Genomic DNA, 26,954 nt, shown 5'->3' on the forward strand with positions numbered 1-26,954 from the left:
AAGCCGTGGCCCTCGGAGGGGTGGTGGGGTCTATCCGTGCTGGTAGGCGACCAGTGAGATGCCCACGTAGTGCGTGATGAACGCGGCCAGGGTGAGGGAGTGGAACACCTCGTGGAAGCCGAACCAGCGCGGTGACGGGTTCGGGCGCTTGATGCCGTAGATCACGCCGCCCGCGCTGTAGAGGAGGCCGCCGACGATGACCAGGACCAGCACGGCGATCCCGCCCGTGCGCATGAAGTCGGGCAGGAAGAAGACGGCCGCCCAGCCCATCGCGATGTAGCAGGGCGTGTAGAGCCAGCGCGGGGCGCCGACCCAGAAGACCCGGAAGACGATCCCCGCCGCGGCGGCGGCCCAGATGCCCCAGAGCAGCACCTCGCCCTTGGCGCCCGGCAGGAGCAGCATCGTCAGCGGCGTGTAGGTGCCCGCGATGATCAGGAAGATGTTGGCGTGGTCCAGGCGGCGCAGGACGCCGTCCATGCGCGGGCTCCAGTCGCCCCGGTGGTAGAGCGCGCTCACGCCGAACAGCAGGCAGGCGGTGAGGGCGAAGACGCCGCAGGCGATACGGCCCCTCGTGGAGTCGGCGAGGGCGGTGAGCACGAGGCCCGCGACCAGGGCGGCGGGGAACATGGCGAGGTGCAGCCAGCCGCGCAGCTTGGGTTTGACCGGATGCGGCAGAGAGAGCGCGACGGGACCACGGCCGGCGGCCGGTGTGTCCGTACGCGCGTCGGGGGCGGACGCAGTCATGCGTTCCATCGTACCTACGGAACCGTAAGTTACGGCTCGCCGGGGTGAGATGGGCGACGAGGAGTGGTCATCGTCTCACGCCCCCGATCGGACGCCGAGGGTGCGGCGGGCGTCGGCGGGAGTGTACGTGGCGAGCCTCACGCCGCTCATCTGTGATGCCCTCTGGACAGATGCGTGCGCACGTCGGATGATCAAATGAGTGCGGTCGGCACCGGATGAGCGCTCAGCAGCTCGCTGCGAAGCATCCGGGTCGCGGCCCCCACGGGGCAAAAAGGACAAAATCCCTCACCTAGGAGCGATCGTGGCGCGCGACATCGCGGCTCCCCCCGTCATCCCCACCCAGCACCAGGAACTGATCTCGTGGGTCAACGAGATCGCCGAACTGACGCAGCCGGACAACGTGGTCTGGTGTGACGGATCCGAGGCCGAGTACCGGCGGCTGTGCGAGGAGCTGGTGGAGAAGGGCACCTTCCGCAAGCTCGACCCCGTCAAGCGCCCCGACTCCTACTACGCCGCGTCCGACCCGACCGATGTCGCCCGGGTCGAGGACCGCACCTTCATCTGCTCCGAGAAGGAGGAGGACGCGGGCCCGACCAACCACTGGAAGGCCCCCGCCGAGATGCGGGAGATCTTCGCCGGTGAGAAGGGCGTCTTCCGCGGCTCGATGAAGGGCCGGACGATGTACGTCGTCCCGTTCTGCATGGGCCCCCTCGGCTCGGACCTCTCCGCGATCGGCGTCGAGATCACCGACTCCGCCTACGTCGCCGTGTCCATGCGCACCATGACCCGCATGGGACAGCCCGTCCTCGACGAGCTCGGCTCCGACGGCTTCTTCGTGCGTGCCGTGCACACGCTCGGGGCGCCGCTGGCCGAGGGCGAGGCGGACGTCCCCTGGCCGTGCAACACCACCAAGTACATCTCGCACTTCCCCGAGACCCGCGAGATCTGGTCCTACGGCTCCGGCTACGGCGGCAACGCCCTGCTCGGCAAGAAGTGCTACGCCCTGCGCATCGCCTCCGTCATGGCCCGCGACGAGGGCTGGCTCGCCGAGCACATGCTGATCCTCAAGCTGACCCCGCCGCACGGCGAGCCGAAGTACGTCGCCGCCGCCTTCCCGAGCGCCTGCGGCAAGACGAACCTCGCCATGCTGGAGCCGACCACCCGCGGCTGGACCGTCGAGACCATCGGCGACGACATCGCCTGGATGCGGTTCGGCGAGGACGGCCGGCTGTACGCCATCAACCCCGAGGCGGGCTTCTTCGGCGTCGCGCCCGGCACCGGCGAGCACACCAATGCCAACGCGATGAAGACGCTGTGGGGCAACGCGGTCTTCACCAACGTCGCCCTCACCGACGACGGCGACGTGTGGTGGGAGGGCATGACCGAGGAGCCGCCCGCCCACCTCACTGACTGGAAGGGCAACGACTGGACCCCGCAGACGGGGACCCCTGCCGCCCACCCCAACGCCCGCTTCACCGTCCCCGCCTCGCAGTGCCCGATCATCGCGCCCGAGTGGGAGGACCCCAGGGGCGTGCCGATCTCGGCGATCCTGTTCGGCGGCCGGCGCGCCACCGCCGTACCGCTGGTGACGGAGTCCTTCGACTGGAACCACGGCGTCTTCCTCGGCGCCAACGTGGCCTCCGAGAAGACCGCCGCCGCCGAGGGCAAGGTCGGCGAGCTGCGCCGCGACCCCTTCGCCATGCTGCCGTTCTGCGGCTACAACATGGGCGACTACATGGGCCACTGGGTCGACGTCGCCAAGGACAAGGACCAGGCGAAGCTCCCGAAGATCTACTACGTCAACTGGTTCCGCAAGGACGACGACGGCAGGTTCGTCTGGCCAGGCTTCGGCGAGAACTCCCGCGTCCTGAAGTGGATCGTGGAGCGCCTGGACGGCAGGGCCGAGGGCGTCGAGACACCGATCGGCATCCTGCCGGCGCCGGGCGCCCTGGACACCGAGGGCCTCGACCTGGACGGGAAGGACCTCGACTTCCTCCTCACCGTCGACAAGGAGATCTGGCGCGAGGAGGCCGCCCTGATCCCCGACCACCTCGACACCTTCGGCGACCACACGCCGAAGGAGCTGTGGGACGAGTACCGCGCTCTGGTGCAGCGCCTGGGCTGACCAGCCCCCTCCATACGCCGCGGCCGGTTCCGATCGAGCCCTGACCAGCAACATCGTCACGGCCGGCCGCGGTGACAGCACCAAGGACCGGCGAGGCCCCGCACAACGGCGTGGGGGGCCCAGGGCCTGTCGCCGCCCACCCGTCAGCCCCGACGGGACGGGCGGCGGCAGGCCTTCGCCCTTGTCACGCCCTATTTCGAGCGGTCCTCCAGGTACCGGGTGTGCGACTCCTGCCGCCGCGCCTCCGTCTCGCGCAGCCCCGCCGCCAGCCGCTCCGCCTCCTCGTGCAGCAGCCCCAGCTGCCGCTCCAGGTGGCGCTCGGGCGGTTCCTGACCGGGCGCGAGCCGCGTCCACCAGCGGGTCCGCACGAACGTGTCGACCGCCTCCGGCACGTCCTGGCGCACCGCCCGCGACAGCGCGTGCACCGCCTCCGGGTCCTGGGCGAGGATCTCGGTGACCCAGCCCGGGTCCAGCAACGCGGCCAGCAGCTCCGTCAGTTCGGTGAGCCGGCCGGCCGCCGCGGGCGGCAGTTCGACGTCCGCGAGATAGGTCTCCAGCCGGCGGAAGTCGCCGCGCACCTCGTCGAGCTGCGCGGAGGGGTCGGGGAAGTCCGGCGGCGCGGGCCGCTCCGGCGGCGCGATCAGCGCGCCCGCGCCGTACAGGCCGACGACCACGACCGGCCAGTACGGCCCCGCCACACCCGTGAAGGTCAGCACCAGGCCGGCCAGCCCGCACCCGCTGCCGGCGATGTTCTTGCGGGACTCCAGGTAGCCCACGAACCTACTGGTAGCCACGGATCTCCTCGAAGGCGCCGTCCAGCGAGCCCTGCCGGGCGTCGAAGAGGCGGCCGCCGGTCAGTTCGGCGATGTGCTCCAGTTCCGCGCGGTCGGAGTCGCCGAACAGGACGGTGAAGACGGGGATGTTCCGGCGGTCGCCGGACAGCCCGCGGTAGAAGGCGTCGAAGTCGTCCGCGTCGGCGCCCGCGGTGTTCTCGCCGTCCGTCATCAGCACGATCGACGTGAACGCGTCCGTGCCGGTGCCGGTGCCGGTGCCGAGATGGTCGTACGCCTTCTCCAGGGAGGTGAAGATCGCGGTGTCGCCGTCGGCCTCCAGGCCCCCGGTGTCGCTGCGGATCGCGGCGAGTCCCTTCTCCGGGTCGGCGGGGTCGACGACGTGCGTGCGCACGCTCTTCACGTCCGAGCCGAACGGCATCAGGGTGACCTCCTCCCGGTCGCGGAAGTCGCCGGTGAGGCCGGTGAGGGCCGCCTTCAGCCCCTCGAGGCGGCCGCCCTCCATCGATCCGGAGGTGTCGAGGACGTACACCGTCCGCGAGGGGCGGCGCAGCTCGTTCTCGTAGGCGTCGAGCAGGCCGTCGGCGACGGACCGGGTGCCGGGGAAGGGCAGTTCGCGCCGCCGGGCGGTGTCGAGGCCCGCCGCGGGCGGCACCGAGGCGACGACCGGACGGCGGTGGGTGCGGTCGGTGATCAGCCGCTGCACGGCGTCCGTGCGCAGCGCCTCGGCCACCCGGCGCACGTCCTCGCGGGTCGTCGTGCCGGTGGCGGCGAGGGAGGAGAGGGGGTAGTCGGCGGTGACGACGCCGTCCGTCGGGCGGATCACGGTCAGGCCCGGGATGCCCTTGAGGACGGACTCGTAGTTGAGCAGTGCGTCGACGTCGCCGCGGCGGGCGTACGCGCTCGCCAGCCAGCCCGAGGAGCCCGAGGTCAGCTTCTGTCCCCGGAAGAACTCCTTCAGCCGGGGACGGGCCTTCGTCACGTCCGCGTCGGTGAGCGCGGACTGGGCGCCGGAGAGCGCGGAGGCGACCGAGATCAGTGTGGAGAAACCGGAGTTGGAGCGGGCCGGGTCGGTCATGCCGTAGGTGAGCCGCCCGTCCCGGACGGCCCGGTCGATCTGCGACCAGGTGACCTCGGCCGGTTTCCAGCCCAACTTCTCGACCGTGGCGGTCCGGACGCCGACGGCGACCGGGCTGGACATGACGGGGGTCTCCGACAGGACCCGCTCCGCCGCGTCCGGGCGCAGCCGCAGATAGTCGTTGGAGGACAGCCACACGGCGTCGTAGCGGCCGTCGGCCTTGCCGTCGGCCAGCAGGTCCACGGCGTCGAGGGTGCCCATGTAGGTGGGCCGGAGCGTGACACCGGTGTCCTTCTCGATCTGCTCGAAGACCGGTGTCATGTCGCTGAGTTCGCTGGAGGCCAGGACGCGCAGGGTGCCCGGCTCGGGGGCGCCCGCGTCCTTCTCCTTCCCCTTCTCCTGGGCGGCCGTGCACGCGGTCAGCAGGGCGACGGCGGCGAGCAGGGCGGCGGCCGGCCGTCTCATCCGAGGCCTCCTTCCAGCGCGCCCTGCGAGCGGCTGCGGTCCAGACGGGCGCTCGCCTGCTGGAGTTCGGAGGTCAGGTTCTCCACCGTCACCGCCATCGCCTCGGTGGCCTGCACCTTGTACGTGTCGATGGCGTCGAGGGTGCGGTGGATCTGCTGGAAGGCGGTCCGCAGGGTCTCGGCCCCCACCGCCGGGTCGGCGGCGATGCGCTGGATCTCCCCGCTCTGCGTCGCCAGCATCTCCGCGTTGCCCCGGATCAGGTCCTCGGTGGTCCCGCGCAGGGCGTTGACCTGTTCGACGACCTTCTTCTGGTTGTCCAGCGCCGAGGCCAGCATCACGGAGATCCGCAGTGCCGACACGGTCGTCGTGGCCGCCCGGTCGACCCCCTTGATCAGCTCGTCGTTGTTGCGGCGTACGACGTCCATGGCGAGGTACCCCTGCGCGCACACCGCGAGCTGGGTGAGCAGGTCCTGGTGCTTCTGCCGGACCGGGAAGAGGACGTCGGCGCGCAGAGTGTCGGCCTGCGCGGGGTCGGTGGCCCCGACGCCGGCGATGTGCTGCTCGACGGCTTCGTCCAGGGCCTCGGTCAGGACGACGTACTCCTGGAGCTTGCCCATGGTCTCCCACAGGCGGACCCGCTCGGTCTGCAGTGCGGCGTTGTCGCGGCGCAGTTCGTCCTGGCCGCCCCGCAGCGAACCGACGATGTTGTTCAACGTGCCCTGAGCGGAGGCGTACTTGGCGACGTGGTCGCGCAGCCGGTTGCCGCCGGGCAGCCGGGACAGGAACCTGCGCCCCTTGCTCGCGGGCAGGTCCCGCGGGTCCAGGTCCTCGACCACGCGCCGCAGTTCGACGAGCGAGCCGGCCACCTTCGACGAGGCGTCCCCGCCCTTGTCGGGCAGGCTGCGCACGGTGCGCTCCAGCATCCGGTTGGACTGCGCGGTCGCGGTGCGCATCTCGCCGGCACCCAGCGCGGTGATCTCGCCGACCTTGCCGGCGAACTCGGGCGAGCGGGCGTCCAGGGCGGCCAGGCCGCCGACGTACGCGGCGGCCTTGGCGGCCATGTCGGTGCGGACCCGGTCGTCGACCGGCACGAGTCCGCCGGCCCTCTCCCGCGGCACGGCCGTGACGGCCTCCGGCGGGGTGAGGGTGAAGTCGCTGTCTGTGGTGCTCACTTGGTGTGTCCCCCCATGTCGGCTCTATCCGCGCGCCCGTCGCGCCAGCTCGTGCAGCACCGCGGAGGTGGGCACGGGCGCCTGGCGGACGCCGGTCAGCTGCTGCTTGAGATAGGCGGTGCGCTGCGCGGTGGCCGCCGCGAACTCGGCGGGGTCGCCCTGCGGACGGAAGCCGTGCCGCACGGCCAGCTTGCGCAACCGCGGTTCGCTGCCGAGGAGTTCGGCGACGGCCTTGCCCCGCTCGGTGAGCGGTACGACGGTGTGGTCGCTGTTGACCGTGGTGTCCGGGTAGAGGACGACCAGGTCTTTGAGGTCGGGCTGCCCGTCGAGGAGGGCTGCCACCTGGGACTCGTAGACGAGGACGAGGGGGTTGCCGGCGCCGCTGACGAAGTCCCGGAAGGCCGCGTCGGTGCTGGACTGCTGGGCACCCTGCACGCCGACCAGCTTGCGCAGCAGCGGCGTGGTCCTCGTGACCTCGGCGTCGCTCGCGACCACCTTGCCGCCGTTGGCGACGTAGGAGGCGGCGGCCAGGTAGAGGGCGCCGGAGTTGGAGCTCTCCGGGGCGGTGCTGGAGATGTAGAGGGTGCCGGTCAGCTCCCCGTACGCCGCGGCGCCCTTGAGCTGCTGCCAGGTGCGGTCGTGCCCGGCCGCGTCGAGGAAGGCGGCCATGTCCAGCGTGCCGCGGCTCTTTCCGTCGAGCGCGGCCAGCCCGTTCTTGGCGAGCACCTCGGCGGCCCCGCGGTGGGCCACGACGACGAGCGGCGAGTAGAACGGGCGGGGGAGGGTCCCCGTGACCTCGTACTTGGCGGCGAGTTCGGCGGCGGGCGCCTGGCTGGACGGGAAGGCGAGGTCGAATCCCGCGAGGTCCAGTCCTTCCATGGCCCAGGATCCGGAGGTCTCGGCCCGCACGGTGTAGCCCTTGGCGGCGAGGGCCTTCACCACGTCCGGATCGGCGAAGAACTCGGCCTTCTCCGATCCGATGACCATCCGCACGGTCTTCGTTGCCGTGCCTGTCTCCTCGTTGTCCCGGCCTGCGACGACGGCGGCCACCACGCCACCGATCAGCAGCACCGCGAGGACGATTCCTGCGATACGTCTCACGCCCGGAGCGTGCTCCCGGAACCGCACATTCCCGGGTGACCGGGATGAACGGGGGGTGAAGGACCGGACCCGGAATGCAACGGGAACCGGCCCTTCCTGTTGTGGGCCCGCGGCCGTCGGGAGGACGGCTCAGTCCACGCTGTCACCGGCCCTGCCGTAGCGGCGGAAGTCGGCCGTCTCGATCGTCCAGGGACCGAAGGGGACCTTGTCGCCGTAGATGTACGGGTCCTTGCGCGTGTACCGGCCCTTGCAGGGCTCGGAGTGCACCTCGACGGTGCCGGTGCGCGGGTCGACGATCAGGTAGTGGGGGATGCCCATGGCGGGGTAGTCGGCGAGCTTTTCGATGTAGTCGTTGTTCGGGTTGGACGGCGAGATGATCTCGACGACCGCGAGCACCTGGACGGCGTCGACGGCGAGACCTTCTTCGTCAAGGGCCTCCTCGGGGATGACGGCGGCGTCGGGGAGACGCATGCGGCCGATACCGGGGTGCTCGATCTCAGGACCGTTCGCACAGATGTACCCCGGGTGAGTGTTGAGGAGTTGCGCGTCCAGTTGCTTGCAGATGCGGCGGATCGTGCCCTCGTGGCGCTTCGACGGGCACATCATGGCCAGTATCGGGCCGGACGGGCCGATCTCGACGCTCCAGGCCCCTTCGAGGCGCTCGGCGTAGGTCCCGAGTTCCTCGGCGATCGCGCGCATCTTCGCGTACTCCATGCCCATGCGGCCAGAGTACCGAGAGCGTGGCGCCCGGTCCGCGCGTCGCTGCGGGTGCGCGCGGACCGGGGCCGTTCGGGGGCCCCGGTGGGGTCAGGCGGTGGCGGTCAGGGTGTCGGCCGCCAGGGCCGCGGTGTGGGCGTCCATGCGCTCGGCCGCGAGGATCGCCGCGGCCGTGTCGGCGCGGGACGCGGCGACGACCAGGGCGCGTCCGGCGAGGGTGTGGGCCCGGCGGTGCAGAGCCGCGGACCGGGTGGTGCCGGAGGTCGTGGTGCGGACCGGCGGCCTGCCTCCCCGCAGCCGGGCGACCTGCTGCGCGAGCCGTTCGGCCGCGGTGTCCAGGTCGCAGGACGGGGTCCGGGCGCGCAGTTCGTCGGTGACGGCGAGCAGTGCCGCGAGATGTCCCGCGAGCTGGATGTCCAGCTCCTCCTCGCGCGTCCGGTGGGGGAAGTCGGAGGTGCCGGCCATCGTGCTGTGCACCGACTTGGTGCGGATCGGTTCGTACATGAGATGGCCTCCCGTGTGCTGACAGGAAACCATCCTAGCTTGGAATTCGTCTAAAGTTGTGGCGGTCTCGGAAGTGGACGCGGCCGCTCACCGGGCGTGACCGGGCCGGGCCTTCAGGGCTGGCCGTAACCGTCCAGGAAGCGTCCGATCCGTCCGACCGCGTCCCGCAGGTCCGTCACCGTGGGCAGCGTGACCACCCGGAAGTGGTCGGGTTCCGGCCAGTTGAAGCCGGTGCCCTGCACCACCATGATCTTCTCCTGGCGCAGCAGGTCGAGGACCATCCGCCGGTCGTCCTTGATCTTGAAGACCGACGGGTCCAGGCGCGGGAAGAGGTACAGCGCCCCCTTCGGCCGCACGCACGTCACCCCCGGGATCTGCGTCAGCAGCTCGTACGCCGTGTCCATCTGCTCCTTGAGCCGTCCGCCCGGCAGCACCAGCTCGTTGATCGTCTGCCGCCCGCTGAGCGCGGCCACCACCCCGTGCTGACCCGGCATGTTCGCGCACAGGCGCATGTTCGCCAGGATCGTCAGGCCCTCGATGTAGGAGTCGGCGTGGGCGCGCGGCCCCGAGATCGACATCCAGCCCACCCGGTACCCGGCCACCCGGTACGCCTTCGACATGCCGTTGAAGGTGAGGGTGAGCAGGTCCGGTGCGATCCTGGCGGTCGGGGTGTGCGTGGCGCCGTCGTAGAGGATCTTGTCGTAGATCTCGTCCGAGCAGACCAGCAGGTTGTGCCGGCGGGCGATGTCGGTCAGGCCCCGGAGCATCGCCTCGTCGTACACCGCGCCCGTCGGGTTGTTCGGGTTGATGACGACGATCGCCTTGGTGCGGTCGGTGACCTTGCGCTCGATGTCCGCGAGGTCCGGCATCCAGTCGGCCTGCTCGTCGCAGCGGTAGTGCACGGCGGTGCCGCCGGAGAGCGCCACGGCGGCGGTCCACAGGGGGTAGTCGGGTGCCGGGACGAGGACCTCGTCGCCGTCGTCCAGCAGGCCCTGCATCGCCATCACGATCAGCTCGGAGACGCCGTTGCCGATGAAGACGTGCTCGACGTCCGTCTCGATGCCCAGCGTCTGGTTGTGCATGACCACGGCGCGGCGCGCGGCCAGCAGGCCCTTGGCGTCGCCGTAGCCGTGCGCCGAGGAGACGTTGCGGAGGATGTCCTCCAGGATCTCCGGCGGGCAGTCGAAGCCGAACGCGGCCGGATTGCCCGTGTTCAGCTTGAGGATGCGGTGTCCCGCCGCCTCCAGACGCATCGCCTCTTCGAGAACCGGGCCCCGGATCTCGTAACAGACATTGCTGAGCTTGGTCGACTGGATCACCTGCATGTCTGGGAGCTTACGGCTCGGTAACGCTCCCCGGGGCGTGTTTTCCGCCACGTGAGACGTCTGGTTTGCGGTGATATCGCCGCCCGCTGTCCCGGAGGCCCCCCGCCTCTCTACAATCCCCGGCCATGTCCAGGCCAGGTGAGAGCGCGAACCCCCCGGTTCAGCCGAACGTGTACCTCCCGTACGCCGAGACCGACCCGCCGCCCTACGAGGCGTACCGGGATCCGGCCGCGGCGCACGGGTGGGAGAACGCCTACGACGAGACGAGCGAGCTGCCGCGCGTCGCGGAGACGCCGGGCCCGCAGGAACACGACCCGCAGGAACACGACCCGCAGGGATACGGCCCGTGGGGATACGACCCGCAGCCGTCCGGCGGCCGTGCGGACCGTCGGCGGGCCGCCCGGCGGCCCCGGCGCGCGCTCGCCGCCGTCGGTGCGGTCGGTGTCGCCTCCGTGGCCGCGCTGGTCGCGGGCTTCGCGTTCTCCGGACCGCCGGACGACGCGGAGAAGGGGCGGCCGGCGGACACCCGGTCGGCTCCGGTGGAGACGTCCGGAGCGGAGGGCGAGCAGTCCCCGTCCCCCGCCCGGGGGACGGACACCGGGCCGACGGCCGGGGCGTCCCCCACCGCGGCCCGGCCCACTCCCTCGTCGGACGCCAAGGCGCCCGGGCCGACGGCGGCGGCGTCCCCTTCGGCAGCCCCCGCGACGAGCTCCGCACCCGACGAGGCGGGCACCGCCCCGACAGCCGAATCCGGCAGGGGGAACGCCAAAGGGCGGGGCAAAGGGCAGAGGTAGAGGAGGCCGGGAGAGCGCCGGTCCGCACTGAGGCGGCCACGGCTCCCGGCCGCATCCGGCCCCCCGACCGCCGGCTCCGGCCCGCGTCCCCTGTCGGCTCCCGCCGGCCCCGCACCGCGTCCCCTGCCGCCTCCCGCCGGTCACCGGCGCTGCCTCGCGGCTGTCCGACGGGCCTTCGGCCGCTTGCGCCGCACCCGTCGGCTTCCTGGCCGCTCCCGCCGACTGGCGGCACCTTCCGGCGGCGCCCGCCGGCTTCCCGGCCGGTCTCGCCGTCTCCGGTGGTTCCGCACCGGTGCTCGGGCGGCTCCAGCCGGCTTCCGACGGCCCCGCCGACTCGCGCCGGCTGCCGGCGGCCGCCCTCGCCGATCCCTCGGCGGCGCCGGGCCGCCGCACCCAGTGGTCCCGGCCGTCCCGGCCGTCCCGGCCGTCCCGCCCCACCGCACCCCCCGCGGCTGAAAAGTGATCCTTGTCCTCCCCTCTCTCTGCGCTAACAATGCGCATGACAAAAAGCGCGCTTGATCCGTCGCGCGTGGCACAGCACCGGCGGCCGGAAGATCTCCGGTCGTCCTGTCGTCAGAGGGGACCCCCACATGAGAAAGCCTCTCGTCGCCGCGTTCATCGCCCTGGCCATCGCCGGGGCCGGCGCGGCGCCCGCGGTCGCGGCGCCCGTGAGCGAGGCGCCCGCCGGCGAGGCGCCGGCGGTCGTGAGCACGGCGTCGGCCGTCGCGGACGCGGCGGACACGAAGGCGGCCGCGTCGCCGGCCCTGCAGGCCGTCACCCTGGCCGGGACCGTGGCGCTGAGCAACTGTTCCGGCTCCCTGGTCCGCTTCCCGAACTCCCTGGACACCGACCCGGCACTGGTCCTCACCAACGGCCACTGCCTGGAGACGGGGTTCCCGGCGCCGGGCCAGGTCATCGTGAACCGGGCCTCCAGCCGCACCTTCGGGCTGCTCAACTCCGCCGGCACCCGGGTCGCGACCCTGCGCGCCAGCAAGATCGCCTACTCGACGATGACCGACACGGACGCCACGGTCTACCAGCTCACCAGCACGTACGCGACGATCCGCAGCTCCTACGGCATCAGCGCGCTCACCGTGCAGGACACGCACCCGACCGCCGGCACCGCGATCACCGTCGCCTCCGGCTACTGGAAGCGGCTCTACAGCTGCAACATCGACGGGTTCGTGTACCGCATCAAGGAGGGCGACTGGACCTGGAAGGACTCGGTCCGCTACACCTCCGCCTGCCAGACCATCGGCGGCACCTCCGGCTCGCCGGTGGTCGACCAGGCCACCGGCAAGGTCGTCGCCGTCAACAACACCGGCAACGAGGACGGCGAGTCCTGCACGGTGAACAACCCCTGCGAGGTCGACGCGAGCGGCAACGTCACCGTCCGCCAGGGCATCAACTACGCCCAGGAGACCTACCAGTTCCCCGCCTGCTTCACGACCGGCAACCAGCTGAACCTGAGCGCCGCCGGGTGCGCCCTGCCCAAGCCGTAGGACGACGCGCGGGGGCGGCCCGCCGTGCTTTCGCGTCCGTCACCCGGACACGGGAGTGCGACGGACCGCCCGTCCCGCCAGTACGTCCGTGCGCCGGCCGTCCTCGATGACGAACCGGCCGTCGACCAGCACGTACGGGATGCCGGTGGGCGGCGTGCGCGGCGCGTCGTAGGACGAGCCCGCCGCCACCGTCCGCGGGTCGAACAGGACCAGGTCCGCCCGGTACCCCTCGCGGACCAGGCCCCGGTCCGGCAGCCGCAGCCGGGCCGCCGGGCGGCCGGTGAGGTGGGCGACGCAGCTCTCCAGCGACAGCACCCCCAACTCCCGCACGTACCGGCCGAGGTACCGCGGGAAGGTGCCGTACGCGCGCGGGTGGGGCTTGGCGCCTTGGAGGATGCCGTCCGAGCCGCCGGTGTGCACCCGGTGCCGCATGATCGCGCGGACGTTCTCCTCGTGGCCGACGTGCTGGAGGACCGCCGTGGCGAGCCGGTCCTCGACCAGCAGCCGGCGGGCGGTCGTCCAGGGCGTCTCGCCGCGCAGCGCCGCCGACTCCCGGACCGTGCGGCCGACGTACGCGTCCAGGGCGGCGCTGCCGACACCCGAGATCTCGACGGTGCCCCAGTCGACCGGCACGCCGTGGCAGCCGTCCGAGCCCACCGTCTCCAGGTCGTGCCGGATCCGTTCGGCACTCTCCTCGTCCGTCAGCCGGCGCAGGATCTCCCCGGGGCCGCCCTCGCCCGCCCAGCCCGGCAGCAGCGCCGCCAGGGTGGTGCAGCCGGCGGTGTAGGGATAGGTGTCGAGGGTGATGTCGGCCCCGGCGGCCAGCGCCTCGTCCAGCAGCGCCAGCAGCTCGGACGCCCGGCCCTCGTTCACCCCGAAGTTCATGGTGGCGTGGGCGAGGTGGAGCGCGCAGCCCGCCTGCCGGGCCAGCTCGACCGTCTCCGCGTACGCCTCCAGGGCCCCGGCGCCGTAGGAGCGGTGGTGCGGGCAGTAGTAGCCGCCGTACGAGGCCACCACCCGGCACAGTTCGGTCAGTTCGGCGTTCCCGGCGTACCTGCCGGGCGTGTAGGTCAGCCCGGAGGACAGGCCGACCGCGCCCTGCTCCAGGCCCTCGGCCACCAGGTGCCGCATCCGGTCCAGTTCGCCGGGGGTCGCCTCGCGGTCGTCCCAGCCGACGACGAGCGCACGGACCGTGCCCTGGGGGATCAGATAGGCGGCGTTGACGGCGATGCCGCGGTCCAGCCGGTCGAGGTACTCGCCCACCGACCGCCAGTCGAAGTCGATGTCGTCGCCGGGGCCGTTCCAGCCGGCGATGGACCGGCGCACCCCGTCGAGCGTGCGGTCGTCGACGGGCGCGTACGACAGGCCGTCCTGGCCCAGCACCTCCAGGGTGACGCCCTGCGCGGCCTTCGCGCCGTGGTCGGGGTCGCGCAGCAGGGCGAGGTCGCTGTGGGCGTGCATGTCGATGAAGCCGGGGGACAGGACCAGCCCCTCGGCGTCCAGTTCGCGGACCGCCTTCGGGCGCTGGCAGCCCGCGGCGGCGGCCTCCTTGACGATCGAGACGATCCGGCCGCCGTCGACGACCACGTCGGCGCGGTAGGAGTCCGCGCCCGTGCCGTCGACGACGTCCGCGTCCCGGATGACCAGAGCTTCCACGACCGGCCTCCTAGAAGAACGTACGGATGTAGTCGACGACCGTGCCGTCCGCCTCGGCGAGCGGGATCAGCTGCCACTTGTCGAAGGACGTGCACGGGTGGGACAGGCCGAGGCCCACCCAGTCGCCCACCTCCAGGTCGGCGTCCGGTGCCGTCCGCAGCCAGGCGTGCTGGTCGGACAGGGCGGTGACGTCGATGCCTGCCGCCGGGCGTTCGCCGCCGTCCCGCCGCACGACCTGCGCGACGGGCAGGTCGAGGTCGTGGGCGGCGTCCCGCTTGCCCGCGTTCAGGAAGGCCTGCTCGGCGGACGGCCGGGACACCACCTGCGCCCAGAGGCGGAACGCCGGTTCCAGGGCGCCCTCCTGCGGGACGCGGTTGAAGGGCGTGAGCCTCCGGTAGTGGCCGTCGTCGTGCGAGACGTAGGCGCCGGAGCGCAGCAACTTCAGTACCGGCAGGGAGAGTTCGGGAATCGTGGCGAAGACGTCCGCGACCGCGTCGAACCAGGCGCTGCCGCCCGCGCTGACGACGATCTCCTCCGCGCCGGCGAACCGCCCCGCCCCGTCGAGGTCCACGGCCAGCGCCACCAGCCGGCGCAGCCAGGCGCGCACCCGCTCCGGGTCGGCCCGCGGCACCTCGCCCTCGTAGCCGGCGACGCCCACCAGCCGCAGCGTCGGCGCGGCGGCCACCGCCTCCGCGACCGCCGCGCACCCGGCCTCCGTGCGGGCCCCCGTGCGGGCGCCCTCGCCCGCGGCCAGTTCGACGACCACGTCCAGCGGCCGGGCCGCCCCGCGCAGTGCCGCGTCCATCAGCTCGACCCCGCGCACGGAGTCGACGTAGCAGACGAAGGAGTACCCGGGGTCGGCGGCGAGGTCCGCCGCGACGGCGCGCAGGGCCGCCGGGTCCACCAGTTCGTTGGCGAGGAAGACCCGCCGGACGCCGTACGCCCGCGCCACGCGGACCTGGTGGGGGACGGCGAGGGTGATGCCCCAGGCGCCGTGCTCGATCTGCCGCCGGAACAGCCGGGGCGCCATGGAGGTCTTGCCGTGCGGGGCGAACGCGAGTCCGTGCCGGGTGGCGTACGTCTCCATGAGCCGCAGGTTGTGCTCCAGGCGCTCGGCGGACAGCGCGAGGACGGGGGTGGTGAAACCGCCGGTGAAGAGGTTGCGGCGCTGGGCGGCCAGTTCGCCGACCGTCAGACCGTCGGCGTCCGGCGGCAGGCCCTTGAAACGGTGGTCGACGCGCTCCTGCGCGAGCCGCGCGAGCGCTTCGGTCCCGGGATCGAGGGCCATACGAGCCTCCAGAAGTACCGTGTTGCATCATGTGCAACACTCGTTGCGTATGCCGCTTGCGGCTGTCTAACATCTCGGCCGACGCGGGGTCAACGGAACCGACCCGCACACCGACCAGGGAGCTACGACGATCGTGACCGCCACCGGATCCCGCAACGCCCCCGACGTCGTGGACGTCGTCACGCTCGGCGAGTCCATGGTCACCTTCCTGCCCTCCCGGCCCGGCCGCCTCGCCGACGTCCCCTCCTTCGACCGGGCCGTCGGCGGCGCCGAGTCCAACGTGGCCTGCGTGCTGGCCGCCGCCGGCCACCCGGCGCGCTGGGTCGGCCGCGTCGGCGCCGACGGGTTCGGCGACCACCTGGTCGAGACGATCGGGGCGTACGGCGTCGACGTCACCGCCGTCCGGCGCGACCCGGCGCGGCCGACCGGCGTGTACTTCCGCACCGCCGGGGACCGGGCGACCGACGCCCACGAGGTGGCGTACTACCGGGCCGGTTCGGCGGCCTCCGCGATGACGACGGGCAACGTGGACCTCACGGCCGCGCGGGCCGGCCGCGTCCTGCACCTGTCGGGGATCACGGCGGCCCTGTCGGGGGACTGCCTGGGCCTCCTGGAGGAACTGACCGGGCCCCGGCCGGACCGGCCGCTCGTCTCCTTCGACGTCAACTTCCGGGCCGTGCTGTGGCCCGACGCCGAAGGCCCGCACGTCCTGCTCGAACTGGCCCGCCGCGCCGACATCGTCTTCGTCGGGGCCGACGAGGCACGGGACGCCTGGGGTCTGCACGGCGCCCGCGCCGTCGCCGACGCGCTGCCCGGGGTGGACCTCCTCGTCGTCAAGCAGGGACCGGACGGAGCCGTGGCCTTCGACCGGGACGCCGAGGGGACAAAGGACGCCGACGGGACGGCCACCCGTGTCCCCGCCCCCCGCGTCGACGTCGTCGCCGCCGTCGGCGCCGGGGACGCCTTCGCCGCCGGGTTCCTCTCCGCCACCCTGCGCGGCCTGCCGGTGAAGGACCGCCTGCGCCACGGACACCTCTGGGCCGCCGCCGCCCTGACCGTCCCCGGCGACCTCGCCGTGCCCCCGCCCGCCCGTCGCCCGGCCACCGCCCCTCACGGAGCGGCTGCGCCGCGCCCCGCCTGGATCGCACACGCCGACCGCCTCGCCGCCCTCGACGACGGCGCGTGGGGGAGACTTCGACTCGGCCCGGGCTGGACGCAAGCCGCGGCGGCCACCGAGGAGGTACGCACCCCATGAGCCAGACCGTCGACCGCGCCCTGAGCATCCTGCCCTTGCTCGCCGAGGGCCCCGCCGACCTCGGACAGGTCGCCGACCGCCTCGGCGTCCACAAGTCCACGGCCCTGCGGCTGCTGCGGACCCTGCACGAGCACGGGCTCGTCTACCGGCAGTCCGACCAGCGCTACCGGCTCGGCGCCCGCCTCTTCGCCCTCGCCCAGGAGGCGATGGAGAACCTCGACGTCCGCGAGATCGCCCACCCCCACCTGGTACGGCTCAACGAGCGGTGCGGACACACCGTGCACCTCGCCGTGTACGAGGAGGGCGAGGTCCTCTACATCGACAAGGTGGAGAGCCGCTACCCGGTGCGGATGTACTCGCGGATCGGCAGGCCGGTCGCCATCACCGTCGCCGCGGTCGCCAAACTGCTCCTGGCCGACCTGCCCGAGCCCGAGCGGCGCACGGTCGCCGAGCGGCTCGACTACCCCCTCTACACGGCCCGTTCCACCCCCGACGCACCCGCTTTCCTGCGGGAGCTGGCGAAGGTGCGCGAACAGGGCTGGGCCACCGACCTCGGCGGCCACGAGGAGTCCGTCAACTGCGTCGCCGCACCGATCCGCGGCGCCGACGGCCGGGTGGCCGCCGCGATGTCGGTCTCCGCGCCGAACGTCGTCGTCACCGCCGACGAACTCCTCACCCTGCTCCCGCAGGTGCGCCGCACCGCGGACGACATCAGCGGCGAGTACTCCGGCAGGACCTGAAGCGAAGGACACCGTACGACCATGACCGACAAGACCGCGCTCACCCCGAAGACCCACACCGCTCCGCCCGCGAAGTTCTCGCACGGCGTGCGGAAGGGCAACATCCTCCAGGTCGCCGGGCAGGTCGGCTTCCTGCCCGCCGAGGAGGGCAGGCCCCCCGCACCGGCCGGCCCCACCCTGCGCGAGCAGACCCTCCAGACCCTCGCCAACGTCAAGGCGGTCCTGGAGGAGGGCGGCGCGAGCTGGGACGACGTGGTGATGATCCGCGTCTACCTGACGGACGTGGACCACTTCGCCGAGATGAACGACCTCTACGACACCTACTTCGAGGAGCAGGCGCTCACCGCCCCGCCCGCCGCGCGCACGACCGTCTACGTCGGTCTCCCCGCCGGCCTCCTCGTCGAGATCGACGCGCTCGCCGTCCTGGACTGATCCCGAAGACGGCGCCGTCCGGCGTCGGCTTCGCCGTGGCGGCCGTATTGGGCCTGTTCGTCCAGCCGCGGCCGCTTGCTCGCGTGTAGGCGTCTCATAACGAAGTCGGGGCTGGCTGTGTCCGGCACAGGATCGTCGACCATACTGCCCGCTGTGGAGCAGCGCATAGGTTCGAGCAGCCAGCCCCTGGAGGGCGCCGGATTCGATCCGGCATTCATCCCCGGGCTCACCTCGCCCGTGACCGCGGAGCCGAAGGACGCCAGGCCGAAGGACGACGCGGAGGAGGACGGGGCGGTCACCGCCCCGGACGTCTCCGGCGGCGCACCGGCCGAAGTGGCCGCGTCGGCCGGGGAGTCGGAGGAGCCGGAGCCGGAGGCGACGCCGGACGGCCCCGTCTTCGAGGCCGCCGACCGCCGGGCGCGGATCGTCGCCGACGCCCGGGGCGTCCGCCTCCGCCTCGACGAGGAGGAGTGCGAGTTCCGCTGGGAGGAGATCGGCGCGATCGAGACGGAGACCCCGCGGTTCGGGAAGCGGTTCACCATCACGGTGCACACCCCTGACCGCCGCTGGTACCCGATCGAGATCGAGGCGACGGCCAGGGGCCGCTTCAAGGAGTGGGACGAGCAGCTGGACGCGGTCCTCGACGCCTACTTCGAGGACGCGGCCGACCGCGAGGACGCCGCGTCCGACGCCGCGTCCGACGCCGCATCCGACGCCGCGTCCGACGCCGCATCCGACGCCACGTCGGACGCGGAGCCCGGCGCCAAGTCGGACGCTGAGCCCGACGCCGACTAGCGGGCGCCGTCAGCCGCAGTACTGGGCCTGCTTGCCGATCGAGCGGTACATGCAGTCCGAGTTCTCCAGCAGTTGCAGCACCGCGTCCTTGTTGCGCGCCGTCTCCCGCTCGATGACCTCGTCGGGCGGGTAGAACCCGCCGCCGCCCGACGAGCCCGGGTACATCTCGAAGGTGTACGAGAAGATCCTGTGCGTGCCCCAGAGGTAGTCGTCGATCGACCCGTCCGTGATGTACAGGTCGCTCGACTGCTCCGGGGTGTACCCGTTGCTCGCGGCCATCGACCGGCCGACCGTGGCGAAGGCGTTGCGGTCGTCCGCGGTCATCCCGGTGGTGGTGTCGGCGGTGGTGTACCCGAAGGGCCACAGCACCAGTTCGCTGTAGGTGTGGAAGTCGATGCCCGACTTGATCTGCTGGACGCCGCCCACGACCCGGCTGCGCACGAAGTTCGCGACCACCTTCACCTCGGGCGCCGACTCGGCCGCCGCACCCCGGTAGGTCTCGGAGGACGTCGAGCCCGAGGAGCCGCCGCAGCAGCCCCACCGGTAGGCCCAGTTGCGGTTGAGGTCCGTACCGACCGCCGTGGAGCCGGAGTTGGGCTGGCGGTTCTTGCGCCACGACCGGTAGGAGCCGGTGGCGACGTCGTACTCGCCGCCGTCCGGGTTGAGGTCGGGCACGATCCAGATCTCGCGGTTGTTCACCATGCTGGTGATGCGGGAGTCGGTGCCGTAGCCGGCGCCCAGCTCACGGATCAGGTACAGGGCCATCTCCACGGTCAGGTGCTCACGGGCGTGCTGGTGGTGGGTGAACAGCACCTCGGGCTCGGCCTCGTCGGTGCCGACGTTGTCGCTGATCTTGACGGCGACGATGTCGCGGCCCTGGTAGGAGGTGCCGATCACCCGCTTGCTGATGATGTTCGGGTAGGCCGCGATGCGCTGGTCGATCTCCGCGGTCATCTCGGCGTAGTTGTGGTAGCGCGAGTCGGCGGAGGGGAAGTCGTAGAGCCGGGTCTCGCCCTCGGCGGTGCGGTCCGGGGCGGCGCCCAGCGCGGCGACCTCGTAGCCCCGCGCGCGCAGCTTCCTGATCTGGTCCGCGCGGCCGGAGACGACGACGGTCTCCTCGTCGGCCTCGTCCACGCTCACCCCGGCCGCGGCGATCGCGGTGCGCATCTCGGGCGTGCTGTGGCGGACGTGGATCTCGTACTGGCGGATGTCGTCGGCGGAGGGTGCCGCCTTGACGGCGCCGCCGGCCGCCGCGTTCGTGGCCGTCGCCGAGATCGGCGCGGCGAGGGCGAGGGCCATCAGGGCGGCCAGCGCGGCGGTTCGTCTGCCGCCGCGGCCGCGGACGAGGCCTGCGCCGCGTGTGCGGAGTCGCATGGGTTCTCCTCGGTTCTCCAGAAGTCCGGGATCGCCGGACACGTGGGGGATGGAGCGGTGTGGAGCTGCGTGCGAGGTGCGGTGCGTCTGTGGTGCTGCGGTGCTGCGGTGCTGTGTGCTCGCTGTGCACGGGTGCGGGGTGCCGCTCATCGTCGGGGTGTGACATGGTCAGGTCAAGAGTGGTCAAGGAGTCGAATGGCCGGAATCGTACGGAACGGCCGTGCGCGGACGGCGGTTGCCGCGCCGACGGCGGCTGCGCAGCGTACGCGTGGCCCGCCCCGGCGCGGCGGGCCCCGGCGAAGTGCACCCGTGGGTGTGAGTCGCGCGTGCGGATGTGTACGGCCCCTTGCCGGGCCCGCCCGCTTCGGCTTTCTTGAGGGGCATGGCGGACACCACGGGAAACCCCACTGACACCGAGGCATCATCCGGCAGCGACAACCCCACCCCCCGTAAGCCGAGTTGGCGGCACATCGGTCCCGGCATCGTCGTCGCCGCGACCGGCGTCGGCGCCGGCGACCTGGTCGCCACCCTCATCGCCGGCAGCAACTTCGGCTACACCCTGCTCTGGGCGGCGGTCCTCGGCTGCCTGGTCAAGATCTCCCTCGCGGAGGCGGCCGGCCGCTGGCACCTCTCCACCGGCCGCACCCTGTTCGACGGCTGGGCGAGCCTCGGCCGCTGGACGACGTGGTTCTTCCTCGTCTACGTCGTCGTCTGGGGCTTCGTCTACGGCGCGGCGGCGATGTCGTCCAGCGCGCTCCCCCTCCAGGCCCTGTTCCCCGGCGTGATGGACCTGGAGTGGTGGGCCATCGCCTGCGGGCTGGTGGGCCTGGTGTTCGTCTGGTTCAACAAGTACGTGGTGTTCGAGAAGGTCATGACGGTCCTGGTGGGCGTCATGTTCGTGGTGACCGTCTACCTCGCGATCCGCGTGACGCCGAACATCCCGGACGCCCTTGCGGGACTGCTGCCCGTCCTGCCCGACGAGAAGGACTCCGTCCTCAACACCCTCGGCCTGATCGGCGGCGTCGGCGGCACCGTCACCCTCGCGGCCTACGGGTACTGGGTCAACGCCAAGGGCTGGACCGACACCGGCTGGATGAAGGTGATGCGGCTCGACAACCGCGTCGCCTACCTCACCACCGGCGTCTTCGTGGTCGCGATGCTGTTCGTCGGCGCCGAGCTGCTGCACTCCGCGAACGTGGCCATCGCCGGCGGCGACAAGGGACTCGTGCAGCTCGGCGACATCCTCGAGGCGGAGTACGGCTCGGCCACCGCCACGTTCTTCCTCATCGGCTTCTTCGCCACCTCCTTCACCTCCCTGATCGGCGTCTGGCACGGCGTGAGCCTGATGTTCGCCGACTTCGTCGCCCGCCACCGGGCCGGCGCGCGGGCCACGGGCACCGAGGTCGCCTCCGGCCGGCGGGAGCGCTCCTGGCCGTTCCGCCTGTACCTGCTGTGGCTGACCTTCCCGCCGATGGTCCTGCTCTTCCAGGGCCAGCCCTTCCGCCTGGTCATCCTGTACGGCGTGCTGGGCGCGGCCTTCCTGCCCTTCCTGGCGCTGACCCTGATCTGGCTGCTCAACTCGGCCCGTACGCCCGCCGAGTGGCGCAACGGCCGGCTCAGCAACGGGATGCTCGCGGCGGCCGGGCTGCTGTTCCTGGTGCTGTGCGTGAAGCAGGTCGCGGACCAGCCGTGGTCGGAGTTCTTCTGAGCAACGCCCGGCCGGCAGCCGACCCCGGCTGCCGACCCCGGCGGACGGCGCCCGCTCGCCCCGGTGCCGGCCGCGGTCGACGCGGCCGGCACCGGGGCCGCGGCGGGGCCGGGCTCAGCCGCCCAGCACCTCCCACTGCGGGCTGAGCGCGATCTCGCGCAACTGGGCCATGGTGAGCGCCGGTTCGGAGCGCGTGGCGGCCGTCGTCTGGCTGCCGGAGTTGAAGGCGCTGACCACCACACGCCTGCCGTCCGCGCGCATCGTGTCCACGGTCCACATCACGACGCCCTCGCCGCCCTTCTCGCCCGGCCCCTGCCGCGTCGCGACCCGGGTGCCGTCGGCCAGGGTCTCGGCACCGGAGCCGTACAGCTCGCCCGCGGCGTCGGACATGCCGCGCTGCATGTTGACCTGGAGGTAGCTCCTGCCCTTGCCGTCGTCCACGACGGCGCAGGCGAACTCGGTCTCGTCGTGGTCGCTGGAGACGACCTGCACGCCGTCGGGCAGCGAGCCGGTGAGGACGGCGAGGATCCGCCGCCCTGCGAGCCCCGACGTGCCCGCGGCGGAGCCCGACGCCGTCGGCGCCGCGGCCGGCTCCGGGAGGGCGTCGGCGACCCGGCGCCACTCCTTCGCCGCGACCAGCGACTTCAACTGCGCCATGGTCAGAGGGGGTTCGGGCCGGGAGACGGGCTCGCCCTTCTCGGCGGCGGCGTTCCACTCGCTCACGCTCACCCGCTGCCCGGCCGGAGTGACCAGGTCGGCGCTCCACGCCTTGGTGTCCTCGCGTCGGTCCGGGTACTCGTACCCCTGGATCAGGGTCACCACGGACCCGTCGGGCAGGCTCTGCGTCACGCAGCTGTCCGGTACCGAGCCGGGCATCTCCATCCCGGGGCAGGGCGTCACCACGCTCGCCGGATCGAAGGTCCCCTCCCCGCGCCCCACCCGGTCCACCAGCAGCGAGACCGCCCCCACGCCCTCGCCGTCGTCGAACACCACCTGCGCGAGCGGCGGCAGCCCCAGCGGATCGTCCGTCCCGCGCGCCGCCCCGCGGGTCACCTTCCCCTCGGGGAGCAGCTTCGTGAGCGTACGGACCATGTCGTCGGCCGAGACGGCGGCGGCGGTGGCCGTCGGCCCGCCGGACACGTTCGCGGCGACCGAGCCGTGCCGCGGGCCGTCACCCCCGCCGGAGGGTACGAGCAGCGCCCCGCCCACCCCCACGAGGGCGAGGCCTGCCGCACCCCCCGCGAGAACGGCCCGCCGCCGCAGGCGCAGCCGGCGACCGCGCACCTCGCCGGCCGCGGCGAGCGCCGCACGGTCGGTGTCGAAGGCGCCGCCGGCCTGGTGCAGGGCGGCGGAGAGCTGCTCCTCGAAGGGGTCGTGGGTCTGGTCGACGGGCATGTCGCACCACCGTTTCCGGGGGTCGGAGTGGTCGGAAGGACGTCGTGGGGGTGGTCGGACCGCCCGGTGCCGGACACGGACGGACAGGTGCCGGACCCGGACGGACACAGGTGTACGCGTACGGGGGTGTACACGTACGAGGTTGTACGCGTACGACTACGGGTACGGCGGGGACGCTCAGGGACGGGCGTACTCCCCGATGTCCTCGCCCAGCAGCTCCCGCAGCCGGCCGAGGGCCCGCACGCACCGCGTCCGTACGGCGGCGGAGCTGGCGTTCATCGCCCGGGCCGTCTCCTCCACGGACCGGTCCTCCCAGTACCGCAGGACGAGCACGGCCCGGTCCTTCGCGGGCAACCGGCCGAGGGCCTCCACCAGCGTGAGCCGCAGGGGCACGTCGGCCCCCGCACCGGCCCGCTCCGGAAGGACGTCCACGGCCCGCTCACCGCTGCTGCGCCGTCGGCGATGGGCGAGGAACGTGCGGGTGAGGACGGTCTGCGCGTACCCGGCGGGGTTGTCGGCCCGGGAGACCCGCCCCCAGCGGACGTACAGCCTGCCGAGGGTCTCCTGCACGAGATCCTCGGCGAGATGCGTGTCCCCGGCGGTGAGCAGACACGCGGACCGGTACAGATGCCCGGTCCGTGCCGCCGCGAACTCGGCGTACCCGTCGGCGCGGACCTGTCTCATGCCTGTTCCCCCAGTCCGGTACGTCCCCGTGTGCTGCTTTCACCTCACTGATGCGGTGGGCCCCCGGAAATGTTTCACGGCGACCGGGAGCGCTTTCACGGTGAGCGGGAGCGCTTTCACGGTGAGCGGGGGTGCCTTCACCCGTCCGCCGTCCCCGAGCCGTGCGCGGGCGCGGGGCCGGGCCCCCTGGGTCAGACTGGGCACATGGCCGACCACCATGTTCCGGGCGCGCCGTCGCGGCGGTTCGGTCAGGGGCCGCGGAGCGTGGCGGAGGCCCGGCGGTTCGTGCGGTCCGCGCTGGAGGACGTCCTCGCGCCGGACGCCGTCGACACCGCCGAGCTCCTGGTCAGCGAGCTGGTGACCAACGCCCTGCTGCACGCCCGTACCGAGGCCGAGGTCGAGGTCGAGGTCCGGGCGGCCGACGGTGCGGTGCGCGTCGCGGTGAGCGACCGGCGGCCGGACCGCCGGCCGGTGTCGTACACCTATCCCGCGTACGCCGGCACCGGGCAGGGCCTGGCCCTCGTCGGACGGCTGGCGTCCCGGTACGGCGTCGACACCGGCGAAGAGACCAAGACGGTGTGGTTCGAGCTGGGGCCCGGCGCGCAGCCGGACGGGACGGCGGCGCAGCCGGACGGGTGGGGGACCCCGGCCCCGCCGGCGGACACCGGGTCCGGCGGGGGTCCGGAAGCCGGCGGGGACGAGGCTCCCGGCGCGACCGTGACGCTCATCGACGTGCCCGGGGCGCTGTACTCCGCCTCCCAGCAGCACCGTCACAGGCTGCTCCGCGAGGTCGCCCTGGCCCTGGCCGCCGGACACGTCCTGGGCGTCGCACCGGCGGAACTCGCCGCCGCCCAGGACATGAACCACCTGATCAGCACGTGTGTGACGGCCGCGCTGCGGCACCAGGCCGGCGGAGCGGGCATCCGGTCCCTGCCGCTGTCCGTGCCGGCGGACGCCGGCCCCGCGGCGCGGGCGCTGCGCGCCGTGCTCGACCTGGCCGAGGAGGCGGCCCGTGACGGACGGTTCCTCACCCTGCCGGCCCTGCCGCGCGGTCGCGTCTTCCACGAGTGGCTGTGCGACCAGATCATCGGCCAGCTCGCCGGCGAGCCACCCACCGCGTGGACGGTGGTGCCCCGGGAACCGGGGGCCAGCCTGTCGGAGCCGGTCTCCTGGGACGCCGACCAGGTGCGGGCCAGCAGGGTCGCGACGATCGCCGCCGACGAGCGGGGCACGATCGTCGTGGTGAACGGACCGGCGGCGGACCTGCTCGGCTGGCACCCGGACGACCTCGTCGGGCGGCGGCTCACCACGCTCATGCCGGAACACCTCCGCCAACGCCACCGCACGGCGTTCACGTCCCTGATGCTCAGCGGGCGGCCCGGAATCCTGGGCCGCTCGGTGCCGCTCCCCGCGCTGCACCGCGACGGCCGGCTCGTCCCCATCCGGCTGTTCGTCCAGTCCCAGGAGATGCCCGACGGCCGCACCGTGTTCGTGGCCCAGCTCACCCCCAGGGCGGCCGCGCCGGACGCCGTGTCGCACCCGCCCGGCCGGGCCCGGCCCCCGGCGCCGCAGCAGCCCGGCGGACCCGCCCCGTCGGCCGTCCCGCAGAACGAGGGCGACGGGGCGGGCATGTCGGCGCTGGAGCGGCTCTCACTCCTGGCCGACACCGGGAACACGCTGAGCAACGCCACCGGCCTGAGCGAGGGCGTCCAGCAGGTGGCCCGCGTCCTCACCGAACGGCTGGCCGACTGGTGCGCGGTGGACCTGTTCACCGCGCGCGCCACCCAGGTGGACCGCGTCTGCGTCGTCCGCCGCGCCCCCGGAGCGACGGACCCGGAGGAGCACGAGGGCCGGCTTCCGCCCGTGTCGCAGGCCTCCCGCGGTCCCCTGGCCCGCGCCCTGAGCGGCGCCGGCCCGCTGCTGCTCACCGAGCCCCCACCGCCGGGCCTGGCCACCAGCCCGCTGGACACCCACTACGCGGAACTGCTGCGGAGCATGGACACGCGCAGCGCCGTCGTCGCCCCGCTCCGGGCACGCCGCCAGGTCATCGGCGCGCTCACCGTGGCCCGCAGCGGTGCGGAACGGCCGTTCACCGAGGAGGACCTGCCCCTGATCGACGATCTGGCGCGCGCCCTCGGCCTGGGGGTGGACAACGCCCGCCTCCACCAGGAGACGCGGAACATCGCCGAACGTCTCCAGCGCTCCCTGCTGCCCGCGCTGCCGGAGATCGACCACCTCCGGATCTCCGCCCGCTACGTGGCCTCCCCCACCACCGCCCAGGTCGGCGGCGACTGGTACGACAGCTTCGTCCTCCCCAGCGGGGACACCGCCCTGGTGATCGGCGACGTCGCCGGCCACAACCTCGACGCGGCCATCGCCATGAGCCAGTTGCGCAGCATGCTGCGCGGCATCGCCGTGGACCGGCAGGAACCCCCCGAGACGGTTCTGCGCCGCCTGGACATGGCGAACCACAGCCTCTACCAGGAGGCCACCGCCACCTGCATCTACGGACTCCTCAAAGGCCCCGCGGACGGCCCCTGGGAGCTGGTGCACTCCTCCGCCGGCCATCTGCCGCCCCTCCTGATCAGCGAGGACGGCCGCACCCGCTACCTGGAGGAGGGCGCCGGAGTCCTCCTCGGGCTCGACCCCGACCTGCCCCGCCCCCGGGGCCGCGACGCGATCCCGGCGCACTCGACCGTCCTCCTCTACACCGACGGCCTGATCGAGCGGCGCGACGAGTGCCTCGGCGACGGCATGGACCGCCTCCGCCGGCACGCCGCCGCGCTGGCCCGCGAACCCCTGGACGTGTTCTGCGACGAACTCCTCATCGGCCTGGGGGCGGACAACGGCGACGACATCGCCCTCCTCGCCGTCCGCCCCACTCCCCGGGGCGGCTCCACGGCGGGTAGATTCCCGGTGTGACAGAGCAGCCGCAGGCCCCCGTCCCCACCGGCTTCGGCCCGCCTCCGCCGCAGTACGCCCCCTTTGTGCCGGCGCCCGTACCCGTGCCCGCGCAGGTACCGCCGGACGCCCCGGAGTTCCTGGCGATGGACAAGCACAACTCGGTCCTCGTCGACGCGTCCGGCGTGGCCTTCGACATGTACGGCACCGTCGTCGACTTCTCCTGGACCGAGATCCGCAGCGTCCACTACAAGGCGCGCCCCGACGGCAAGGCCCTGATGGTCGCCGTGGTCCACCTGGACGGCCGCGTCTACGAGGCCGTGGTGAACGCCAAGCCACAGCAGGTGCTGCACACCTGGTTCGCCCAACTGGCCTGGGTCCTCGGCCACTACCGCCCGGCGGGCTGAC

23 protein-coding genes are annotated in these 26,954 nt (G+C 72.8%); 10 read left to right on the forward strand and 13 right to left on the reverse strand.

Translation table 11 applies throughout. From position 1 onward, the window contains the following. Positions 1-30 precede the first annotated feature (30 nt). The gene (locus tag ACIP5W_RS01495; RefSeq protein ID WP_401464971.1) at positions 31-744 is read right to left on the reverse strand and encodes a hemolysin III family protein; all 714 of its coding nucleotides are present in this window, start codon (positions 742-744) and stop codon (positions 31-33) included. Between the two features lie 301 nt (positions 745-1,045). Here ACIP5W_RS01495 and ACIP5W_RS01500 point away from each other — a divergent pair, with 301 nt between their 5' ends. After that, positions 1,046-2,869, forward strand: a complete 1,824-nt coding sequence (locus ACIP5W_RS01500; protein WP_401464974.1) for a phosphoenolpyruvate carboxykinase (GTP) — start codon at positions 1,046-1,048, stop codon at positions 2,867-2,869. A gap of 191 nt (positions 2,870-3,060) precedes the next feature. Here the strand turns inward: ACIP5W_RS01500 and ACIP5W_RS01505 are convergent, their stop codons facing one another. The 7 genes from ACIP5W_RS01505 to ACIP5W_RS01535 all read right to left on the reverse strand — a co-directional run bounded on the left by ACIP5W_RS01505 (position 3,061) and on the right by ACIP5W_RS01535 (position 10,022). Further along, a complete protein-coding gene (locus tag ACIP5W_RS01505) occupies positions 3,061-3,663 on the reverse strand; it encodes a hypothetical protein (RefSeq protein ID WP_401464977.1) in 603 nt (200 codons plus the stop codon). Beyond that, complete coding sequence (locus tag ACIP5W_RS01510; RefSeq protein ID WP_401464980.1) at positions 3,650-5,203, reverse strand: substrate-binding domain-containing protein; 1,554 nt, start codon at positions 5,201-5,203, stop codon at positions 3,650-3,652. The genes ACIP5W_RS01505 and ACIP5W_RS01510 overlap by 14 nt, the downstream gene beginning before the upstream one ends. Continuing rightward, the gene (locus tag ACIP5W_RS01515) at positions 5,200-6,375 is read right to left on the reverse strand and encodes a toxic anion resistance protein (protein WP_401464983.1); all 1,176 of its coding nucleotides are present in this window, start codon (positions 6,373-6,375) and stop codon (positions 5,200-5,202) included. Before ACIP5W_RS01515 ends, ACIP5W_RS01510 begins: the two co-directional genes overlap by 4 nt. A 24-nt stretch (positions 6,376-6,399) precedes the next feature. Continuing rightward, entirely contained in the window at positions 6,400-7,476 is a 1,077-nt protein-coding gene (locus tag ACIP5W_RS01520) for a hypothetical protein (protein WP_401464986.1), read from the reverse strand. Between the two features lie 129 nt (positions 7,477-7,605). Continuing rightward, positions 7,606-8,190, reverse strand: a complete 585-nt coding sequence (locus ACIP5W_RS01525) for a Uma2 family endonuclease (protein ID WP_401465652.1) — start codon at positions 8,188-8,190, stop codon at positions 7,606-7,608. Between the two features lie 93 nt (positions 8,191-8,283). Further along, positions 8,284-8,697, reverse strand: coding sequence for a hypothetical protein (locus tag ACIP5W_RS01530; RefSeq protein WP_401464989.1), 414 nt, complete (start codon positions 8,695-8,697; stop codon positions 8,284-8,286). Positions 8,698-8,810: 113 nt separating this feature from the next. Then, the gene (locus ACIP5W_RS01535) at positions 8,811-10,022 is read right to left on the reverse strand and encodes a pyridoxal phosphate-dependent aminotransferase (protein ID WP_401464992.1); all 1,212 of its coding nucleotides are present in this window, start codon (positions 10,020-10,022) and stop codon (positions 8,811-8,813) included. Positions 10,023-10,147: 125 nt separating this feature from the next. On the opposite strand from ACIP5W_RS01535, the gene ACIP5W_RS01540 reads away from it, so the two are divergent. Both ACIP5W_RS01540 and ACIP5W_RS01545 read left to right on the forward strand, forming a co-directional pair. Continuing rightward, on the forward strand, positions 10,148-10,816 hold the full coding sequence (locus tag ACIP5W_RS01540; RefSeq protein WP_401464994.1) for a hypothetical protein: 669 nt from the start codon (positions 10,148-10,150) through the stop codon (positions 10,814-10,816). A 590-nt stretch (positions 10,817-11,406) separates the two neighbouring features. Next, complete coding sequence (locus ACIP5W_RS01545) at positions 11,407-12,318, forward strand: serine protease (protein ID WP_401464997.1); 912 nt, start codon at positions 11,407-11,409, stop codon at positions 12,316-12,318. Positions 12,319-12,357: 39 nt separating this feature from the next. On the opposite strand, the gene ACIP5W_RS01550 is transcribed toward ACIP5W_RS01545, so the two are convergent. Together ACIP5W_RS01550 and ACIP5W_RS01555 are read right to left on the reverse strand one after the other, a co-directional pair. Continuing rightward, entirely contained in the window at positions 12,358-13,974 is a 1,617-nt protein-coding gene (locus ACIP5W_RS01550) for an amidohydrolase family protein (RefSeq protein WP_401465000.1), read from the reverse strand. A 10-nt stretch (positions 13,975-13,984) separates the two neighbouring features. Then, entirely contained in the window at positions 13,985-15,262 is a 1,278-nt protein-coding gene (locus ACIP5W_RS01555; protein WP_401465003.1) for an amino acid deaminase, read from the reverse strand. A 133-nt stretch (positions 15,263-15,395) separates the two neighbouring features. Between ACIP5W_RS01555 and ACIP5W_RS01560 the strand changes: the two genes are divergently transcribed. The 4 genes from ACIP5W_RS01560 to ACIP5W_RS01575 all read left to right on the forward strand — a co-directional run bounded on the left by ACIP5W_RS01560 (position 15,396) and on the right by ACIP5W_RS01575 (position 18,484). Continuing rightward, on the forward strand, positions 15,396-16,517 hold the full coding sequence (locus tag ACIP5W_RS01560) for a sugar kinase (RefSeq protein ID WP_401465006.1): 1,122 nt from the start codon (positions 15,396-15,398) through the stop codon (positions 16,515-16,517). Then, on the forward strand, positions 16,514-17,257 hold the full coding sequence (locus ACIP5W_RS01565) for an IclR family transcriptional regulator (protein WP_401465009.1): 744 nt from the start codon (positions 16,514-16,516) through the stop codon (positions 17,255-17,257). The genes ACIP5W_RS01560 and ACIP5W_RS01565 overlap by 4 nt, the downstream gene beginning before the upstream one ends. Before the next feature lie 21 nt (positions 17,258-17,278). Then, entirely contained in the window at positions 17,279-17,689 is a 411-nt protein-coding gene (locus ACIP5W_RS01570; RefSeq protein WP_401465012.1) for a RidA family protein, read from the forward strand. A 153-nt stretch (positions 17,690-17,842) separates the two neighbouring features. After that, a complete protein-coding gene (locus ACIP5W_RS01575) occupies positions 17,843-18,484 on the forward strand; it encodes a hypothetical protein (RefSeq protein ID WP_401465015.1) in 642 nt (213 codons plus the stop codon). 9 nt (positions 18,485-18,493) lie between these two features. Here ACIP5W_RS01575 and ACIP5W_RS01580 read toward each other — a convergent pair whose 3' ends face one another. Then, entirely contained in the window at positions 18,494-19,858 is a 1,365-nt protein-coding gene (locus ACIP5W_RS01580; protein WP_401465018.1) for a M14 family metallopeptidase, read from the reverse strand. 382 nt (positions 19,859-20,240) lie between these two features. On the opposite strand from ACIP5W_RS01580, the gene ACIP5W_RS01585 reads away from it, so the two are divergent. Further along, positions 20,241-21,566 (forward strand): Nramp family divalent metal transporter, encoded by a 1,326-nt coding sequence (locus tag ACIP5W_RS01585; protein WP_401465021.1) that lies wholly within the window; start codon positions 20,241-20,243, stop codon positions 21,564-21,566. Between the two features lie 114 nt (positions 21,567-21,680). Here ACIP5W_RS01585 and ACIP5W_RS01590 read toward each other — a convergent pair whose 3' ends face one another. Then, positions 21,681-22,961 carry a hypothetical protein gene (locus tag ACIP5W_RS01590; protein WP_401465024.1) on the reverse strand — a complete coding sequence of 427 codons (1,281 nt, stop codon included), beginning with the start codon at positions 22,959-22,961 and terminating at the stop codon, positions 21,681-21,683. Between the two features lie 177 nt (positions 22,962-23,138). After that, positions 23,139-23,645: a SigE family RNA polymerase sigma factor gene (locus ACIP5W_RS01595; RefSeq protein ID WP_398098879.1), complete on the reverse strand. Its 507-nt coding sequence runs from the start codon at positions 23,643-23,645 to the stop codon at positions 23,139-23,141. A 204-nt stretch (positions 23,646-23,849) separates the two neighbouring features. On the opposite strand from ACIP5W_RS01595, the gene ACIP5W_RS01600 reads away from it, so the two are divergent. Further along, entirely contained in the window at positions 23,850-26,567 is a 2,718-nt protein-coding gene (locus ACIP5W_RS01600) for a SpoIIE family protein phosphatase (RefSeq protein ID WP_401465027.1), read from the forward strand. Further along, a complete protein-coding gene (locus ACIP5W_RS01605; protein WP_401465030.1) occupies positions 26,564-26,953 on the forward strand; it encodes a hypothetical protein in 390 nt (129 codons plus the stop codon). The genes ACIP5W_RS01600 and ACIP5W_RS01605 overlap by 4 nt, the downstream gene beginning before the upstream one ends. The last annotated feature ends 1 nt before the right edge of the window (position 26,954 follow it).

The sequence above is a fragment of the Streptomyces sp. NPDC088766 genome (assembly GCF_044750845.1).
GTDB lineage: Bacteria > Actinomycetota > Actinomycetes > Streptomycetales > Streptomycetaceae > Streptomyces.